The sequence below is a fragment of the Aporhodopirellula rubra genome, from assembly GCF_014192335.1.
Classification (GTDB): domain Bacteria; phylum Planctomycetota; class Planctomycetia; order Pirellulales; family Pirellulaceae; genus Rhodopirellula; species Rhodopirellula rubra.
In genome coordinates this window covers 122,750-140,554 of record NZ_JACHXU010000009.1, presented here as the reverse complement: position 1 = coordinate 140,554, position 17,805 = coordinate 122,750, and the positions used below count along the sequence as shown (strand labels likewise).

General features: G+C 57.0%; 11 protein-coding genes. 4 read left to right on the top strand and 7 right to left on the bottom strand.

What is annotated here, in order from left to right:
* Positions 1 to 75 precede the first annotated feature (75 nt).
* The gene (locus FHS27_RS13905; protein WP_184305521.1) at positions 76 to 1,236 is read right to left on the bottom strand and encodes a 5-(carboxyamino)imidazole ribonucleotide synthase; all 1,161 of its coding nucleotides are present in this window, start codon (positions 1,234 to 1,236) and stop codon (positions 76 to 78) included.
* Positions 1,237 to 1,304: 68 nt separating this feature from the next.
* Positions 1,305 to 1,772 (bottom strand): 5-(carboxyamino)imidazole ribonucleotide mutase, encoded by a 468-nt coding sequence (gene purE, locus FHS27_RS13900; RefSeq protein WP_184305633.1) that lies wholly within the window; start codon positions 1,770 to 1,772, stop codon positions 1,305 to 1,307.
* A 238-nt stretch (positions 1,773 to 2,010) separates the two neighbouring features.
* Between purE and FHS27_RS13895 the strand changes: the two genes are divergently transcribed.
* Positions 2,011 to 2,568 (top strand): GrpB family protein, encoded by a 558-nt coding sequence (locus FHS27_RS13895; protein WP_184305520.1) that lies wholly within the window; start codon positions 2,011 to 2,013, stop codon positions 2,566 to 2,568.
* Positions 2,569 to 2,688: 120 nt separating this feature from the next.
* Here the strand turns inward: FHS27_RS13895 and FHS27_RS13890 are convergent, their stop codons facing one another.
* Entirely contained in the window at positions 2,689 to 4,104 is a 1,416-nt protein-coding gene (locus FHS27_RS13890) for a tetratricopeptide repeat protein (RefSeq protein WP_184305519.1), read from the bottom strand.
* Between the two features lie 423 nt (positions 4,105 to 4,527).
* Between FHS27_RS13890 and FHS27_RS13885 the strand changes: the two genes are divergently transcribed.
* From FHS27_RS13885 to FHS27_RS13875, 3 genes are all read left to right on the top strand, one after another.
* A complete protein-coding gene (locus FHS27_RS13885) occupies positions 4,528 to 6,255 on the top strand; it encodes a ferredoxin (RefSeq protein ID WP_246419799.1) in 1,728 nt (575 codons plus the stop codon).
* A gap of 228 nt (positions 6,256 to 6,483) precedes the next feature.
* Positions 6,484 to 8,145: a DUF1559 domain-containing protein gene (locus FHS27_RS13880; protein WP_246419757.1), complete on the top strand. Its 1,662-nt coding sequence runs from the start codon at positions 6,484 to 6,486 to the stop codon at positions 8,143 to 8,145.
* A gap of 331 nt (positions 8,146 to 8,476) precedes the next feature.
* The gene (locus FHS27_RS13875) at positions 8,477 to 8,662 is read left to right on the top strand and encodes a hypothetical protein (protein ID WP_009096401.1); all 186 of its coding nucleotides are present in this window, start codon (positions 8,477 to 8,479) and stop codon (positions 8,660 to 8,662) included.
* Positions 8,663 to 8,790: 128 nt separating this feature from the next.
* Here the strand turns inward: FHS27_RS13875 and FHS27_RS13870 are convergent, their stop codons facing one another.
* The 4 genes from FHS27_RS13870 to FHS27_RS13855 are packed head-to-tail and all read right to left on the bottom strand — an operon-like array spanning position 8,791 to position 17,229.
* Positions 8,791 to 10,800, bottom strand: coding sequence for a c-type cytochrome domain-containing protein (locus FHS27_RS13870; RefSeq protein ID WP_184305517.1), 2,010 nt, complete (start codon positions 10,798 to 10,800; stop codon positions 8,791 to 8,793).
* 10 nt (positions 10,801 to 10,810) lie between these two features.
* A complete protein-coding gene (locus tag FHS27_RS13865) occupies positions 10,811 to 13,378 on the bottom strand; it encodes a DUF1549 domain-containing protein (RefSeq protein ID WP_184305516.1) in 2,568 nt (855 codons plus the stop codon).
* Positions 13,375 to 15,894: a PPC domain-containing protein gene (locus FHS27_RS13860; protein ID WP_184305515.1), complete on the bottom strand. Its 2,520-nt coding sequence runs from the start codon at positions 15,892 to 15,894 to the stop codon at positions 13,375 to 13,377. Before FHS27_RS13860 ends, FHS27_RS13865 begins: the two co-directional genes overlap by 4 nt.
* Before the next feature lie 15 nt (positions 15,895 to 15,909).
* The gene (locus FHS27_RS13855) at positions 15,910 to 17,229 is read right to left on the bottom strand and encodes a DUF1501 domain-containing protein (RefSeq protein ID WP_184305514.1); all 1,320 of its coding nucleotides are present in this window, start codon (positions 17,227 to 17,229) and stop codon (positions 15,910 to 15,912) included.
* Positions 17,230 to 17,805 lie beyond the last annotated feature (576 nt).

The following is a 17,805-nucleotide window of genomic DNA, read 5'->3' as shown; positions in this document are numbered from 1 at the left end:
GGGTCAGGCGTGATGAAATGAATGTTCGGTGTGTCGTTTGTGTGGAGCAGGAGCCGCGGTTCGCGATGGTTGCGATTACTGACGCAGGGCGTTGCGGGCTCGGTGCAAGCGCTCGGTGACATCATCGAGCGAATCGCCAACGGCAGACATGTGTCCCATTTTTCGTCCGGGCCGGGCGGCGTGTTTTCCATAGAGATGCAGCGAGACTCCGTCGACGGCGAGTGCGGCCTGCCAATTCGGTGGGGCACCATTTTCGCCCCAAAGATCGCCCAATAAGTTGATCATTCCGGCTGCCGGTGCGATCAAATCAGTGTTTCCCAAAGGCAGCCCGCAGATGGCACGGACGTGCTGTTCGAATTGACTCGTGTGGCAGGCCTCGATGGTGACGTGTCCCGAGTTATGAGGCCGCGGTGCGACTTCGTTGATGTAAATCTTTTGTTCGCCGTCAATGTTTTGGATGAACATCTCAACGCACAACAGGCCGACCACATCGAGGCAGCGGGTCGCTTCGATCGCGATCTCTCGTGCTCGGTTTTCCGTTTCGGGTGTGATGTTGGCCGGGAGAGTGGTTAGGTCGAGAATGTGATTGCGGTGATCATTCTCGAAGACAGGGAACGTGGTGGATTTGCCGTCGGCACGTCGAGCCACGACGACGGAAACTTCCCGTTCGAAATGGATCATTGCTTCGGCGATCCAGTCGCCACCGCCCTGCCAATCGACAGCCTCGGCTTCGTCGGCGCTGCTGAGGCGATGTTGGCCTTTTCCGTCGTAACCGCTTCGCTGCGTTTTGACGATGATCGGCCATCCGAATTCTTTGGCCGCCTCGCAGGCCTGCTCGGCGTTGGCGACCGGCATGAACGGAGTGACCGGCAGCCCGGCGTCACGCAGCGTCGACTTTTCGAGCAAGCGATCTTGGGCGGTCGCGAGCACCGAGGCATCCGGAAAAGTGGGCGCGTGACGCCCGCAAGCAGCGATCGTTTCGGCGGGAATGTTTTCGAACTCGAGCGTGATCACGTCGCACCGATCGGCGAAAATTTCGATCGCGGAATGATCTTCGAGCGGGCCGCAAACCGTGAAGGTGGCAACGTCCGCGGCAGGTTCGTCACTGCTGCCGCAGAACACGCCAACGCGGTATCCGAGTTTCGCCGCAGCGATGGCGAACATGCGGCCGAGTTGACCGCCACCGACCATTCCGATCGTGGATCCGGGCAGGATCGGGGCAAGAGTCGAATTCATATCGCGTGGGCCTTCCTTCAAAACGTGACTTCAATACGGGGCGAGTGGAGTGGTGAGAACGCAGTTCGTCAGACGTCGCTGAGGTCCGCACCCGCGATCACGTCATCGTGCTGCTTTTGCACGAACGCTTCGACGCGGCTCGCCAGTTCTTCATCCGACATGGCGAGCATGCGGGCGGCCAGAATCCCCGCGTTCTTCGCCCCCGCCTTGCCGATCGACATCGTCGCGACAGGGATACCGCCGGGCATTTGGACGATCGAAAGAAGCGAGTCGAGTCCCTGCAAGGCTCGACTCTGAATCGGCACCCCGATCACCGGAAGGATCGTTTCGGAGGCGACCATGCCTGGCAGGTGGGCCGCACCGCCCGCTCCCGCGATGATGATTCGCAAACCACGACTGCGGGCGGACTGAGCGTACTCAAACATTCGCTGTGGCGTGCGGTGGGCGGATACCACGGATTTTTCAAACGGGACTTGAAGCTGAGATAACATCTCGCAGGCCGCAGACATGGTGTCCCAATCATTGCGACTGCCCATAATGACGCCCACCAAGGCTTGACTCGTTGAGGATGCCGAAGAGGGGGACGTGGCGTTCAAATTCGTGGTGTCGTTTGAATTCACGGGCGATTGTGTCTGGTGAGAGGATGAGCGGTGGGCGTTCACGACTCGCTCGCGTTCGCCCTCGGCATGGGGTTATAACCGAGACGGGCGTTGATCGAAATCAGCCCCCCACGTTTCAAATATCAGTTTCGGATTGAGGAAGACGGGTAAAACTTTGACGCAACCTCACTGGCTGGGCAACCATTTCGACGAAGATGACGAACCGGGGCGGGTGCGTTTGATGCACCACGACGCGAGATGGCGGCAGGAGTTTGAGCAAACTCGCAGCAGTATTCTGCAGTGCTGTGAGGGACGTGTCGTCGCCGTCGAACACATCGGGTCGACCGCGATCAGTGGGCTGATCGCTCGGCCAGTGGTCGATGCCGTGGCTGTCGTCGCCGATCCCGTCGACTTGGATGAATCCGCGGCGTTGATTGAAGGTCTGAACTTTCTCGCCGTCGAAACGCCATCGTGGGCACCCAGCGGCGGCGGGCGGCGGATCACGCTGCACAAGCCCCGTCACGGCGAAGTCACGCACCAGGTCTACGCGGTCACCCAAGGGGCACCGTTGCTGCAACAGACCATGCGGTTGCGAGATTATCTTCGTTCGGCTCCGGAAGCGGCAATCGAATTCGAAGAAGCCAAGGTGAAGGCGTGGCAAGATTGTCAGGGCGATCCCGACGGCTACGCGGAATCGATGGCGGTGGTCTTCTCGCAGCTAGACCTCTCATGACGCGTGATTGCTGATCGCGAAAGATGCCGTTTGTGTGGCCGCTCGGTAACGTGCGGCGAAGGTTTGGATGCAAAAGCGATGCGTTTCTCGCAACGGTGATGGGTTCCGATTCCCGGCCTCTCACTCGACCTCGATTTCACCCTTCGCGTTATTCTTTGCTTCTCGCTCCAGCTTGGCGGCGGCTTCTTTAATCGCCGCTTCGTTCTTTTTCTCCGCTTCGGCTTGGGCGACCGCTTCGGCGGCTTCGCGTTCCGCTTTTTCGGCCGCGACCGGGTCGGAGATGTAAGGCTTTTCGTTTCGGTAGCGCGTCAGCATTTTTTCGGCGAACGTCTTAACGTCGGCCGGAGCGATCTCGACGACTTTCTCTTGCCATCCTACGGCGTCCTTGAATTGACCCGCTGCGGCGTAGGCGGCCGCGAGCGCCGACAGGTCTCCGATATTTCCATAGGCATTGATTTCGCATGCCTTTTCGGCGGATTCGATTGCGGCTGTTGGGTTGCGTTGCGATTCGTCTTCGGCCGTCGCTAACAGCCAGGCGCGGTTTTGATGAGCGAGCGCGTAGTTCGGGGCCAACTCGATCGCACGGTCGTAATCCTCCAACGCGGCCTCCGCTTTGCCGAGTTGGTAGCGGTTGTAGCCGCGGTTGTTCCAGGCGACCGGATCCTCATCGTTGAGTTCCAAGGCTGCTGAGAAATCGGCCGCGGCGGCAGCAAATTCTTGTTGTTGGAATCGGATGTAGCCGCGTCCCATGATCGCCGCGACGTCTTCTGCGTTGGCGTCGACAATCATGTCGAAGTCCTTGATGGCTTTGTCATACTGGCCGGCAGCCTTGTACGCGATCGCCCGTTGACGCAGGAGTGCTGCGTTGTTTTTGCGAACTTCGAGGGCCGTCGTGTAGTCAGCGATCGCTTTTTCGTATTCGCCTTGTCCCATGTGCACGGCCGCTCGATTGATCATCGGCGTGATGTCGTCGGGGTCAATCTTCAGTGCCGTGTCGTAGTCTTCGATTGCCGCGGCGTGTTCACCGCGCGCCGCCATGAACAACCCTCGGCTGCTGTAGGCGTGGGCCGCCTTGTAACCTTTGTCGATCGCCGTGTTGAAATCCTCGAGGGCTTCGTCTTGCTTTCCGAGAGCCCACCAGGCCGAGGCTCGGAGCGTGTAATAGCGACCCTCGTTAGGGAATTCTTTGATCAATTCGGTGTAGATTCCCGTCGATTCGGCTAGTTCTACCGCGTTGACTTTGTCGACCGCACCGCGTGTCCCGTCGTGAGTCACGATGACGTAGTCGTCGCCCCGGTCTTCCACCACCGTCAGCAAATCGCCCTTGGAAATGACGTCGACGACTTCCTCGCCGGTGGCGAATTTCATCTCAACGCGAGCCACCACGGGCTGCCCGGGACCGGCGGCAAAACTGGTCGCAGCGGCGATGCTCAACGAAATCGTCGTGACGAGGCAGAGGCCGAATTCGAAAAGCGACCGGGCGTCTCGATTCCCAAAATATAAACCTGCTGTTGAGCGGAAAGGGACACTAGTCATCTGTTTACCTTCGGGCGGGATCGCGGAAGAGTTTTTGGGAAAGACTCGGCACGAATTGGAACCGTTTGCAGATGTCTTTTGAAGTCCGGAGGGCGGGGAAACCGCTGGGATTTTTAACCTTCTCTTGAGCCTGAATCCGAATCCTCGGTCGCGTGAGGGACTGCGGGGGCTGGGAGGTTTTTCCGCATAGTGAGATTTGTCAGGATTCTGACGATTGCAATAGCCTGGGTAAGACGCGACACTTTTGTCGGTTAGCTGTTTTGCGCAGAAAATACCGGTTGGAAGATTGAATGGGCGAATGTTCAGTTTAGTCTGTCACCTGACGGGTGGTGTGCGCAGTTGGCTCTATATCTCGTTTTGATCTCTAAGTCTCGCCGTTTCGGCTTTAATGAACTCTCTTTGAGGAACACAGCAGTGAATTCAATGTCCCGCTTCTTGGGTATCGCAACTGCGATGCTCGCTTCCTACGCGACGACCGCGGCGGCCCGATGCCAACCCTGTGGTGGTTGCTCGGATCCGTGCGGCACCTCGCCAACCGTTGTCAGCAGTGGCTGCGGCGGAGCGGTAGGTTGTGGCCAAGGCTATGTCGTCCCATCGGTTAGCAGTTACAGCGTCAACGCCAGCTACGGACCCTCGGTCTCGGTCAGCAGCGTTCCCGCGCCGGAAACACTTTGCGAGCCCACCACGGCGTACCGCGTCGTGATGAAGCCGACCTACGTCACCGAAACACGTCCGGTCACCGTCCAGGAAACTCGCCCGGAAACGCGATTCCGCACCAAAACCATCTACAAGACGGTTCCCGTTACCGAAGAAAAATACCGTACCACGGTAACGAACGTTCCTAAGACCGATACCAAAACCATCACTTACACGGTTCTGGTTCCCAACAAGAGCGAAAAGACCGTCGACGTGACCGAAACCGTCCCGCAGTGGTCGGAAGTGCCTGAAGAGTACACCGTTCGCGTGCCGAGCCTCGTCGACGTTCCTGAAGAATACACCGTGAAAGTGCCACGTCTCCGCGACGAAACCTTCACATACACCGTCAACGTTCCTTACCCCGTTACCACGCAAAAGACACGTACGGTCGTCAACGCCGTGCCCGTTACCAAATCGCGAACGATCCAAATCGACGTTCCAACGACCGAAATGAAAACGGTCACCAAAGACTACGGCCACTGGGAAGAGCAAGTCATCGAAGTCCCTGCCGCACCTGTCGCGACCAACGTCGTTTACAGCAGCGGTTGTGGTTCGTCTGCTAGCTACGGCAGCGGATGCGGCGTCAGCCACAGTCGCGGTTGTGGTTGCGGTTGCCGTTCAGCCTGTGGTGGATGTGCGAAGGTTTCGTCTTGTGGCGGATGCGGTGGCGGCAGTTACGGCGGATGCGGCGGCAGCGTGAGCTATTCGGCTCCCGCCGTGGCAACCAGTTGTGCCCCAACAACGACTACCACGACCAAACGCGTTTGGGTCCCGAACGTGACGACCGAAACGATCGCCGTCACGAGCAGCACGAAACAATCGCAAGTCGTTAACTACACCGTTTACGAACAGCAGTCGACGCAAGTTCCTTACGAATGCACCACGATTGCCTATCGTCCGGAAACTCGTACCGGTACCAAGCAAGTCGTCGACTACGTCGATGAATCACGCACCCGGACTCGTAAAGTCGTTCAGTACAACGAAGAAACTCGCACTCGTATGCGAAAGACTTTGACGTACAACACGGTCACGAAAACCGAAACGATCCCTTACGTCACCTACTCGACCGAAGAGCGTACGAAGGAAATCAGCTACACGTACAACGTGCCTGAGTACTCTGTCGAGCCTTATCAAACGACACGCTACGAGCGAGTCGCCGAAGAGCAAGTCGAAGAGTACGTCGTCAACGTTCCTCACACCGTGATCAAAGAGCAAACCGTCCAAGTTTGCAAAATGGTTCCAACCTTGGTCGAAGAAACCATTCACCCATGTCGCAGCGGTGCCTCGACCGGCATCATCAGCGGCGGAGTGATCAGCACGGGACCATCGATCATGCAGGGCGGCGGATGCGGCGCACCTGTCTACTCGACTCCTGTGATGGCTGCCCCTGTTCTCAACAGCGGCTGTGGCGGTTGCGGTGCTCCCGTGAGTGCCTCGCCTTGTCACGGATGCTAATGACGACCTGACACTGTTCCATCGGATCGCGTTTTGCCGGCTTGAGTGAGATCGGGCGACGCGTCCGCTGAACGATTCATCGAAACCGCCGCTGCCTTCGGGTTGCGGCGGTTTTTTTAATGCCATGCTGCCTCGGCACACACCGCCATAATCAGGTTCGTTAAACTGAAAATCGGTTCGGGGGCATCAAACCCGCCGTTCGCTTCTCACTCTCCACCGGATGAAATGATGACACGATCTCTTACCGCGTTCACCGCAGGTGTGTTTGCCGCCGCGCTAACGCTCTTCTTACCTTTGGAATTGGCTCCTTCGGCGTCGGCTCAAGAGACCGCCGCTCCGGCCTCCTCGCTCAGCCGCTACGTTCCTGATGACGCTTTGGCTGCAGTCGTTTTGTCGCCGGCGAGTTGGTTTAACAACCCGATGGTGGAGATGTTTCCCGTCGAGGTGTTGCGGGTGCAAATGATTGAAGGGATGGGGATCGATCCGTTCGATGTCAGCGAGATCAAATTGGTGATCTCGCTCAATCCACAGACGATGCAACCGGAGTTCGGTGCGATCACTCAGTTCACCGATAAGATCAACTTCGCGCGATTGCGTGAATCCATCGATGCCTCTCCGGATGAGGTACCAATCGGCGATCATACCGCCTACGAGATTGAGGGCCCGCCCGGAACAGTCATTTCTATGATCAACGCGAGGACGTTGTATGTCGGGATGGCAGGCTACCTTCAAGGGATGCTCGATTCCGACAACGGTGCCGGCGAACTCCCGATGTTGTTGCGAACAATGTCGCATTCATCTGGACTGACTATCGCGGTGGTGACCGAGCAGGTTCGTCCCATTCTCAGTGGGGTCGCGATGCAGAATGCGAACGAACTCGCCCCGGACCTGCAACCACTCGCTCAAATTCCTGGCCTCACCGAGGCGATCAAAATTCACGCCGACTTCACCGATGATTCGGGCAATCTGCGAATTGCGTTGATGGGAACCGATGAGGTTGCCGCGCAGCGCATCGAATCAATTTTGATCGACTCGATTATGGCCGCCCGAGTGCTCGCTATCGCCGAGATCAATCGCAATTTGGCCTCGACTGATCAATCCAACGCGATGCGTCAGGCGACCGATCGATACGCCAACCGAATGGCCGACATGATCACGCAATCTTTAAAACCGAAACTGCAAGGTGACGAAGTCGCGATCGAGCTGGAATCGGAAGTCGGCATCGCGACGACCGGAGTTTTAGTCGGTCTGTTGCTCCCAGCCGTGCAGGCAGCTCGCGAAGCCGCCCGAAGGATGAGTGGTTCGAACAACCTCAAACAGGTCTTGTTGGCGTTTCACAATTACCATGCGGCGTATCGACAGTTGCCTCCTTCAGCGATCACCGACGACGACGGTAAGCCGTTATTGAGTTGGCGAGTCGCGCTCCTGCCATTCCTCGAAGAACAAGAGTTGTATCAACAGTTTCACCTCGATGAACCTTGGGATAGCGAGCACAATCTTCCGTTATCAAAGAAGTTGCCCGCCGTTTATGAGGCACCCGGCGTGCCTCTTCCGCCTGGGATGACGATTGTTCAAGGCGTTGTCGGCGACGACATGGGAATGCGTCCTCTGAAGAAAACCGCGTTTCGTGATTTCCTCGATGGGTTGAGCAATTCGATTCTTGTCGTCGAGGTCAATCCAGATGCCGCCGTCGTGTGGTCGAAACCTGAGGACATTGAAATCGATCTCGAAAACCCGATGCGAAATTTGGGCAATGCTCGAGAGGGCGGCTTTCACGTGGCGCTCGCCGACGGTGCGATCCGATTTGTAACCCGCAGCACCGATCCTGAGCTGTTCAAAAAGCTGCTCACCCGAGCAGGCAAAGAAGTGATCAATGACCCAGAGTGGTAGTCATCGTTGAGGATCACGATCGTCTGTCGCACGTGAACCGGTCGGAACGGCTCACTGCGGCGACATCGTGGTACACACGTAAAATTCGATGCTGATCTACTAATCGGCACGCGATATGCCTTTACGGCTCGTCAATGAGAAAGTGACTTGGATCCCTTGATCGGAAAATGTGAGCGAATTTGCGGCTTTTTATGTCACGAATGCCGCCCGTTTTCCGCTACTAAGTTATGGATCAGTACCTTACATCTTCATTCAAGTGACGAGTCGAGAGATGGATACTTCAAGTGAAAGCAATAATCGCGCAAATCGCAGTCTGAATCGGATCAATTCCATGATTCGCGTCCACGAACGGCTCGGTGCCTACGCGGCCCGTTTGCAAGTGACGGTCGAGAACACCGCGATTATCTTGCGTGGCACGCTGCCCAATCAAGAATTGCGAAGCGAATTGGTCCCGACGATCCGCCGCGCCGGTGTGCTTTGGCAGGTCAAAAACCGCGTCGACGTAGCCGCCTCGTGAGAGGCTTGCCCGATCCGGACCAGCGTTACACCGGTACGTGATCGGGATAGGCTCGCGATTGGAATAGGTTCCAGATAGGAATAAGTTCGCGACCGAGACAGGCGTCGTGCGGTCACTCCCGAGTGCCGCTACTGCACCGCAGCGGCGAGTGCCTGTTTCTTCTTCTCTTGCTCGCTCATTTGTGCCGCGACTGCATCGTGAGCTTGTTTGGCCTGCTCGAACGCTTTCTTGGCGGTCTCCACTTCGCCGCGTTTCTGAGCGATCTGCTCTTCAGCGGGTTTCACCTTGGTCGTCAATTCCGAGGTGCGTGTCTTTTCCGCTTCGGCCTGAGCGATTCGGTTGACCGCGTCACGTCGGGCTTGTGCGATTTGGGTTAAATGGTTCGCAAGGTTAGCTTCCGCTGCGGCGACCGATTCGATCTTCGCTGCGTCAGGAGCGTCGCCGAGAGACAAGCGTGTCGCAATCACGGCGTCATGCAGGTCGCGGGATGTCGTGACCATGCCGGGCAGTTTTGCGTTCAGTTGTGTTGCCTGTTCGCGGAGAGACTGTTCTTTCGCCTGGCTCTGTTGGATCTCGGCAACGACAGCCTTGTGAGCCGCATCGGCTTCGGCGAGCGATTTTTCGGCGGCGTCGAGTTTCGCTTTGAAATCCTGTTGTGATTTCGCCAACGGCTCGAGTTGCGTGCGGATCGACGCGAGTGTTTGCTCAACCGCTTTGAGTCGTTCCGCCGCGGGTGGCGGATTGGCGGCTAACGGTTTGGTGGCGGCTGGATCGGCGATCGAGGTCAGTTGGACTGTGCCCGTCCAATCGCCATAAACCACGTGGCTCGAATCGTGTGTGATCGCCGCTTCGAGTACCGCATCGGACATTGGCGGGAACTCCTGAATCTTGTTTCCCGATGGATCCCACAACCGGACTCTGTGATCTTTCGATGCGGTAACGAGTTGCCCTTTATGGTCGAACCGAACCGCCATCACAGCACCGCCGCCAACGTTAATCGATTTAATCGCTTTGCCTGCGATCATGTCCCAAAGCTTGACCGTGCCGTCGTCACTGGCGCTGGCCAGAACGTTGGAGTCGTCACGCCACGAAAGAGAATTCACGGCACCTTTGTGATCGGTCAGATCGAGGAATTGCCGGCCCGTGTCGGCTTCCCAGACGACGAGCCCACCGCTGCGATCAGCCGACGCGACTAGTACGCCATCGGGGCTGAAGGCGACCGAGTAGATCCAGTCGGTGTGTTTCTTGAGATCGAACAGCAGCGAGCCGTCGGTCGCGTCGAAGATCCGCAGCATTTTTTGCGGGCCACCCAATGCAATCCGCGAAAGTTTGTCATTGCAATCGGCGTCGAACACGACATCGTACTCGTCACCCACGGTAGCGACGCGGGTTCCCTTTTCGATTTCGTAAACCGCCGCGATCCCGCGCACGCTGTGTTCGCCGCCACCGGCGATGAGGTATCGGCCATCGCGACTGAATCGCAACGATTGTGCGATCCCTTCGTCGAATGGAAGGATGCCGAGTAGTTCGGCCGTTTCGGCGTGGTACAGCACGATCTGTTTTTGTCCGGCGACCGCAATCAATGGTGCCCAGGGGCTGACGCCGATGGCCGTCACGGCGGAGGCGCGTTCGGTCGCGACGGGGACCTTCTGTGGCAGCGCGGCGGGCATCGGTGGTGGTCCGTCTGGCTTTCCGGTCGACGGGGCTGCAAACGCCAACGCGTTTTTCTTTTTCGCTTTCGCCTTGCTGCCGGAGTTCTCGAGCACGCCGCCTTCGATCCACGCTTTCAGAATCGCGAGTTGTTCCGCGGCGATCTTGGGTTGCTCGGGAGGCATCACGGGCGTGTCGTCATGGTTGACGAGTTGCCACAACCGGCTGGCGTCGATGTCGCCATCGTCATAGACGACCTCACCACTGCCACCGCCTTCCATCAACGCCGCGTAGGAGTCGATCGCCAATCCGCCACGCTTGTCGCTTTGGTTGTGACAGGTCATGCAGTGTTGACGGAAAATCGGTTTGACGTCGTCTTCGTACGTCACTTTTGCGGGCGCGCCGTCGGTGGTTTTTGCGTCCGCCGCCATCACGCCCGTGGAGCAAAGACCAAACGTCGTGGCCGCGAGCAATCGAAAGAAATTCATGTTGTTTGACTCAGTGATTGAATACAAATTCGCGACCGTTGAGCACGGCCCAAAACACGTCTTCGAACACTTGCTGAGCGTTCGCGTCTTTTTCGGCGAGCATCGTGTGAACTGCTTCGCGTTCTTCTGGATCAGGCATCCGACTCAGTGAGCGGAGGTAGATCCGATCGAGGACTTGATCGTGCTCGAGCTTTTCCTGTTCGATCCATTTATTGATGACTTTCCCCGCCGTGATCTTTTGCGAAACCGTTGCCCCGTTGAGTAAGTGCAACGCTTGTGAAAGCGAGGGATCGGTTGTGGCTTCGCAATCGCAAACGGTTGTCCGTGGCGATCGACCGAACGTGTTTAAGAAGTAGTTCGAGACCGCTCCGTCCGCGATCTGGACCGCACGACTTCCCAGGGGAAGGCCAGTGAATTTTTCGTCCGATTCGGTGACTTGGCAGATGCAGTCGAGCAGGCTTTCCGCAGGAATCCGGCGGATGACCGCGTGGGCGTAATTTCGCGTGTCGTGAGCATTGGTTTCGTTGGTTTGGCAGCTCCGTGCGTAGGCACGGCTGACACAAATGTCTCGCACCAATTTGCGGAAGTCGTAGTTGTATTCGATCAGCTTTTTACCGAGCTTTTCCAACAGTTCAGGGTTGGTCGCCGGATTGCTGACACGAACATCGTCGACTTGATCGACGATACCCACACCCATGTAGTGTGCCCAAACTCGGTTCGCGATGCTCGTTGCGAAGTACGGGTTTTCGGGCGAAACCAGCCAGTCGGCCAGCACTTCGCGTCGATCCTTTCCACGCGTTTCCGGTGTCGGGCCGCCGAGTAGTTTCGGAGCCACGTTTTGGTTGGTGACGGGATGTTTCGTTTCGCCACCGAACTGGTTGAAGACGATCTGTTCGCGATAGTCTTCGGCCTGTTTGCGGCCTACTTGGGCAAAGAATGCGGCGAAGCCGTAGTAGTCATCCATTGTCCATCGATCGAACGGATGGTTATGACATTGGGCGCACTGAGTCCGGATGCCCATGAACACCTGAGCGACATTCTCAGACGTTTTAAGAGTGTCGCGTTCGATCTGGTAGAAGTTCGTTGCTGGTTCGCCGAACGTGCCACCGGTGCTCGTTAAAAGATCGTGCACCATTTGGTTGATCGGGACGTTGCGAGCGAATTGGTCAATCAGCCAATTCGCGTAAAGCAACGCGGACTTCTTGCTGACCGTGTTGTCGCTCTTGATCATCAGCAGTTGAGCGAACTTCATCGCCCAAATTTCACTGAATTCTTTACGGCTGAGTAGTTGATCGACCAGTGCCTCGCGTTTGTCGGGTGCCGTGTCCGCCGTGAACCGGAGGACTTCTTCGTCGGTCGGCAGCAATCCCGTGACGTCAATCGTCAATCGGCGGATAAACTCTTCGTCCGTGCATGGGCCACTCGGAAGAATCCGGAGTTGTTGCAGCTTTTTGTCGACGAGTTCATCGACGTAATTGCTCGGTTGCGAAGGCGGCGGTGTGTACTCAAGGTTCGCCGGCAGGGTGAGGATTTGGCTGCCGACGGTGTGCGTGTCAAACCTCGCCATCACAAACGCTTCGCCTCGCGAGTGCGCCGTCACCACGCCATCCTGTTCGATCGAAGCGACGGATGAATTGTTGGTCGAAAACGCCGCCAAGCGACTGAGGTCGCGGGTGGTTCCGTCGGCGTAGGTCGCGACGGCTACCATACGCTGCACCGCCGCATCGCCTTCGAGCACGGCTTGTTTCGGATAGATTTCAACTGACGTGACCGCCGGTGGTTGTGCGTCGGCAGGATCGTTCTTAGCACCCGATTGCAACCATCGATGCAACGTCGCGTAATAGTCGCTGTCGACATCGAATAGTTTTCCACCGGTGTGTGGAACCGCGCCGATCGCTTTCTTCAGAAACAGGCTCTCGGCGGGCAATGCTATGTTGATCCGGCGAACGCCGATCTCGCGGGTGATCCGTTGGTAATCGCCTTGCGGGTCAAAGCCGAACAGGCTGAGGCGAAATCCATCCTTCCCGCGTGCCGCACCGTGGCAGGAACCCGTGTTGCAGCCCGAACGGGTTAGCACCGGCATCACGTCTTTGGCGAAACTGATCGGTGGATTGGCTGCAGCGTTTTCAACTTTGACCGGGACGCGAACCAAGCCGCCTTCGTATCGTCCCGCCAAGACAGTTTCACCGTCGGCGAGCGGACGCAAAATGTGACCGTCGATCTTCGCCATCGCTGGATTCTCAACCGTCCATCGGACCCGGTCGGAAATGTCGAGCGTCACACCATCGTCGCGTCGCAACACGGCGATGAAGGATTGGAAATCGGCGCCGGAATTGAGTGAAATCGTCTCTGGGTAGACGTCCATCTGGATCGTCTTGCGCGGGTCCGGTTTCGAAACGGACGCGTCGGGTGAGGCCGCCGAGGCGGTACGCGAGAGAACGACGCAGGCGACCAACGTGGCCAAGTACAGCAACGCTAGGTTGACGTTTTGACTGCGGGAGCCCGCAAAATGGTTTCCGTGCACATACGAACTCGCAGCGCGACTGTGTCGGTTGACGACACGGCTAGATCGAATCATGAGGATTCCTTTTCTTGGCGAAGCTGTTCGAGTCGGCTGAGTGGTTTCGGAGGGGCATCGGTCTTTGGTTGAGGCGGAGCAGCCTTCTTCTCTGGTTCAGCCGCTGGCGTCTTCTTGACGACCGGTTTGTCGATGCGGATCTCTCCGGTGCCGTTGGTTTGGATCATCGTTTCACCGTCTCGACTGATTCGTGTCTGGACATTGAGTGTTTTGTGCAGGCCGGTCTTGGCATCAGCGGCGATCTTCAATGGGAAGGTGACCGTCGTGCTTTCGAGCGTTACCTTTTGGGATGCCGCGTCGCACGTCACTCCGTTGGGAAGGCCGACGAGCTGGACTTCCATTTCCCCTTTGATGTCACGAATCTTTTCCATCGTGATCGACAATGGAGTTTCGCTACCCGTTTCGGCGGCAGCCCGTGGGAATTTGAAGTCGAAAACGGAGTCTTCAACGTCGAGCATGATCGGTGCCGTTGCAACCGTTTGGGTGCCGAGCTTCGTGCCGTAGCTGACCTGCATCACCATCGGCCATGTCCCCATCGCTGCGTTTTGGTTGGCGGTGATTGGGATGTGGACTTCGGTTTGACCTTTGTCGATCTTTCGGCTGTTGTTCACACCGACGCCCGGTGGGTTGTAGAGCGTCTTGAGGTAAACCGCATTTTCGAAACCCTCGTTGCGTTCGATGCGAACGACCAATTCTTTGCTACCACGTCGGAGCACCGGAGTTTTCGGTTGTACGAGTTCGATCGTAAACGGCATCGCATCGCAAACCGCCATGACCGCCTTCGGCGTCGAATGTTCCAACATGGCACGTCGGTTCTGACCGAGAACGATTTTATGATATTGCTGCAAATCCGCTGAAACGACTTCATCGCCCCGTTTGCCTTCGCCCAGGATGTCGAAGAAGGCCCCAGTGATTTTTGCGTCCGCCGCCGCGGTGAACACGACCGGGATTTCAACCCGACCGGCGGGGATGGGGAACGTTTGAGCGGTAACACCCTCCGGCAAACCTTCCAACGCGAGTGAGATCTCTTCGTTGAATTGATCTCGTTTGACTTGCACCATCATCGCGCCGTTGCCGCCGACGGGAACCGGGACAATCATCGCTTCGTCGCGACGCAGTTCTTTCAGATCGATGCTGAAGCTCGGTTCGAGCCGACTGACCTCGATTAAGTAATTGTGCAGTGGGCTGCCACCACGCAGGTGATCGTAAATGCGAATCGTGTGTTTCGAATCGCTGGCGGCAGTAAAGTCAAAGAAGCCATCAAGCTTTCCACCGCTGTCGTCACTGCTTTTGATTGTTTTGCCATTGTCGTCAAACACGTTCATGACGCCATCGAGAGGCGAACGGAGCGTCTCGCGTGCGTAGAGTTTGACGAGATACTTTTCGCCCTTCTTGCAATTAAACGCAAAGCAATCGAAATCACCTGGTTCGCCAATGACGCCGCATAACAAAGCTGGAACGGTGCATTCGGGAGCGTTGCGGTGATCGTTGTTGGGTTCAACCTCGGTCACGATCGGAAGATTGCCGACGCGGATCCAGTTCGGCGATGGCGAGATCCCAGAGGCATCCTCAGTGATCACCGGGTATGGCTGAGTCGGTGACGCGGCACTGTTCTTTGCCGTGATTAAATCGGTCGGCAATTGCACCGTAGCGTCTGTGATGGTTCCGTCGATATCAATCAATTTCGCCTTGAGCACTTCGCCCTGGACTCCGCCTGACGGAATCACCGTGGTCGGCCTTGGGAAAGAACCGACATGCAACCGATAGCGGCAGATGTTGCGTTGGCCGAGGAACGAGCTGTCTCGGACGAGGATCGTGTATTGGCCGTCTTCTTCCGGTGTGTAGGAACAAACACCGTCTTGTTGGAACAGCATCGAATCATCGCTGACCGCGACTTCGAATCGCTTTTCGTCGAGGATGGCGATGTAGGGATCGAGGATGTCGCGGTTGTTCAGGCTCCATCGATGGCGGATTCCTTCAATTTCGACTGTTAGTTTTTGGCCCGCCTTGAGCGAAACGCGATAGCAGTCGACGTCTTCGCGGTCCACGTTTCCTTCAACGGTATGATTCATCGCAATTTCTTGCGGCGATGCAAAGTCGTTGTTCGGCTCGACCTCGTCGACCGTCGGCATGGTGCCCACGCTGAGAAATCTTAGGTTCGTTGCACCGCTCGCGGTGACGACCCGAAACGAATACATGCCTGGCGAAAGCGTCGCTTCGGTTTTGACCTTCAGTTCGACCGATTTGTTGTCGATCGGTTTGCACTCAAGAACTTCGATGCCCGGTTGGTCGAACAAGACTTCACGTGCATCGGAGAGTCGGTCGCCATGCAGGACAACGGTTGCTTCTCCGCCACGCGTTACACCGAGAGGTTGGTGATAGGTGACGATCGGAAACGCCGCCATCGCGGGAGAAAACAACCCGAGTGAAAATGCGGCGGCCAATAGTGTGGCAGTAGCGACGGGACGCTGAAGCAAGGGACGCCGAAACAAGAGGCCGAGGGAGATCATTCGCATCTGAGATACTCCTGCTTAGCTGATGATGTTTTGGATGATCTTGCCGCCGTCGACGATTTCGATCGGTCGGGCACCGGGGGCCATGAGTTCTTTGTCCGCGACGATTCCCAGCAGGTGGTACATCGTCGTTGCCAAGTCAGCGGGCGAAACCGGATCTGATTCAGGTTCCGTCGCGGTTGCGTCGGACGCCCCGTGGATCATGCCGCCTTTGACGCCGCCACCAGCCAACATGACGCTGAATACCTTCGGCCAGTGATCGCGACCTGCGTCGTTGTTGATTTTCGGCGTCCGTCCGAATTCGCTGCTGACCATGACCAGCGTTTCGTCCAACATCCCGCGTTCGCTCAAGTCTTCGAGCAATACCGAGAGGCCCTGATCGAAAGCGGGCATTTGGCCGTTAATGCCGCCGGTGATGTTGTTGTGCATGTCCCAGCTGCCGTATGTCAGCGTCACCAGGCGTGACCCGGCTTCGACTAACCGCCGTGCCATCAACATTCTCGCACCCGCTTGATTGCGACCATAGCGGTCACGCATCTTGCCGTCTTCCTTCGTGAGATCGAACGCTTCCTTCGCGGCGGGCGTGTCGAGCAAGTCGTAGGCACGCTCGTAAAACGTGTTCATCGCGCCGATGTTGTCCGCGGCCGTCATTGAGACGAACCGTTGGTTGATCTTTTCGAGTGCCGCTTTGCGACGAACGAAACGTTCGGCGTCGACGCCACTGGCGAGATTCAAGTCGCGAACTTGGAAGTCGTCACGTGCCGGATCGGCACCCAACGCGAATCCGCCATAACTACTCGGCAGATAACCCGTTCCCGCGAATTCGTTGGGGACATTCGGGATACAGATGTAGGCCGGTAAGTTATTGCGTGGCCCGTATTCGTGGCTGACCACCGCACCGAAACTCGGGTACTGCAATGCCGGGCTCGGTTTGTAGCCCGTGAACATATTGTGTGTTCCCCGTTCATGGGCTGCTTCACCGTGCGTCATCGAACGGATGACACAGTACTTATCCGCTTGGTTGGCCAACTTGGGCATCGAATTGCAGATCACCTCACCGGTGTTGGTCTTCGTCGTGCCGAGTTCGCCGCGGTATTCAAGAGGGCTGTAAGGTTTGGGGTCCCATGATTCCTGCTGCGCCATCCCGCCAGGCAAATAGATATGGATGACACTTTTTGCTCGCGCCTTGATGAACTCGTATTGTTTGAGTTCAGCGGCCGCTCGCCGCATTAGAAAATCCGGTAGTGAAAGGCCTAGCCCACCGGCGGCACCAGCCATTAAAAAACCGCGACGTCCAAACAGGCCCGAGCGGGTCAATGGATTTCCTTGACACATCATCGTTGTCGGCTCCTAACAAGAGCGAAGGGAAGTCTCCATCCCCACCGTGCAATCCGGATCGGTACCGGGGTAATGGGAGGTCGAGACTCGAGGTGGGAAATTTGTTAAAGCTCTCGCAACGCGTCTTCGCGAGGCTTGTTCGCAGGCGTGAGTAACAAATTGGTGAGGCGGGGGCTCGGAACAGATGCAAACGGTTGTTTGCAAATTTCCGGGCGGAAGGTGGGATTGTTTGGCGGATGTCCGTGGCTGTGAAGTCTACGGATCCGCCAAAGGTGTCTTATGGTAACAAAGTTGACCCGACTGTCAAATCTTGCCACACCTGCTTGGGGGCCGGTTGTGTCAGTGGGGTTAACCCGGTTTTGACGGCAATTCGTCGCAGTCTGAACGCGGTTTGTGCTCGGATGTACCGATCCGTTAATGCTTTTTTCACATTAAGTTTCACTCTTGACCTCGGTTCCGTGATCGTTCCGAGCAATTCTCACCGTTTCCCGCTGTCGGCTCGTCTGTATTTTCAGCTTGGCTGTCTTTTTTGCTCGTTTGGGATGGCCCTTCTGCGGTGCTCCTAAGGGTTGGCCC

Bases quoted from the DNA above. Each gene is read 5' to 3' on its own strand.
- FHS27_RS13905 (WP_184305521.1), bottom strand. From the start codon at position 1,236: ATGAATTCGACTCTTGCCCCGATCCTGCCCGGATCCACGATCGGAATG.
- purE (WP_184305633.1), bottom strand. From the start codon at position 1,772: ATGGGCAGTCGCAATGATTGGGACACCATGTCTGCGGCCTGCGAGATG.
- FHS27_RS13890 (WP_184305519.1), bottom strand. From the start codon at position 4,104: ATGACTAGTGTCCCTTTCCGCTCAACAGCAGGTTTATATTTTGGGAAT.
- FHS27_RS13885 (WP_246419799.1), top strand. From the start codon at position 4,528: ATGTCCCGCTTCTTGGGTATCGCAACTGCGATGCTCGCTTCCTACGCG.
- FHS27_RS13880 (WP_246419757.1), top strand. From the start codon at position 6,484: ATGACACGATCTCTTACCGCGTTCACCGCAGGTGTGTTTGCCGCCGCG.
- FHS27_RS13875 (WP_009096401.1), top strand. From the start codon at position 8,477: ATGATTCGCGTCCACGAACGGCTCGGTGCCTACGCGGCCCGTTTGCAA.
- FHS27_RS13870 (WP_184305517.1), bottom strand. From the start codon at position 10,800: ATGAATTTCTTTCGATTGCTCGCGGCCACGACGTTTGGTCTTTGCTCC.
- FHS27_RS13865 (WP_184305516.1), bottom strand. From the start codon at position 13,378: ATGATTCGATCTAGCCGTGTCGTCAACCGACACAGTCGCGCTGCGAGT.
- FHS27_RS13860 (WP_184305515.1), bottom strand. From the start codon at position 15,894: ATGCGAATGATCTCCCTCGGCCTCTTGTTTCGGCGTCCCTTGCTTCAG.
- FHS27_RS13855 (WP_184305514.1), bottom strand. From the start codon at position 17,229: ATGATGTGTCAAGGAAATCCATTGACCCGCTCGGGCCTGTTTGGACGT.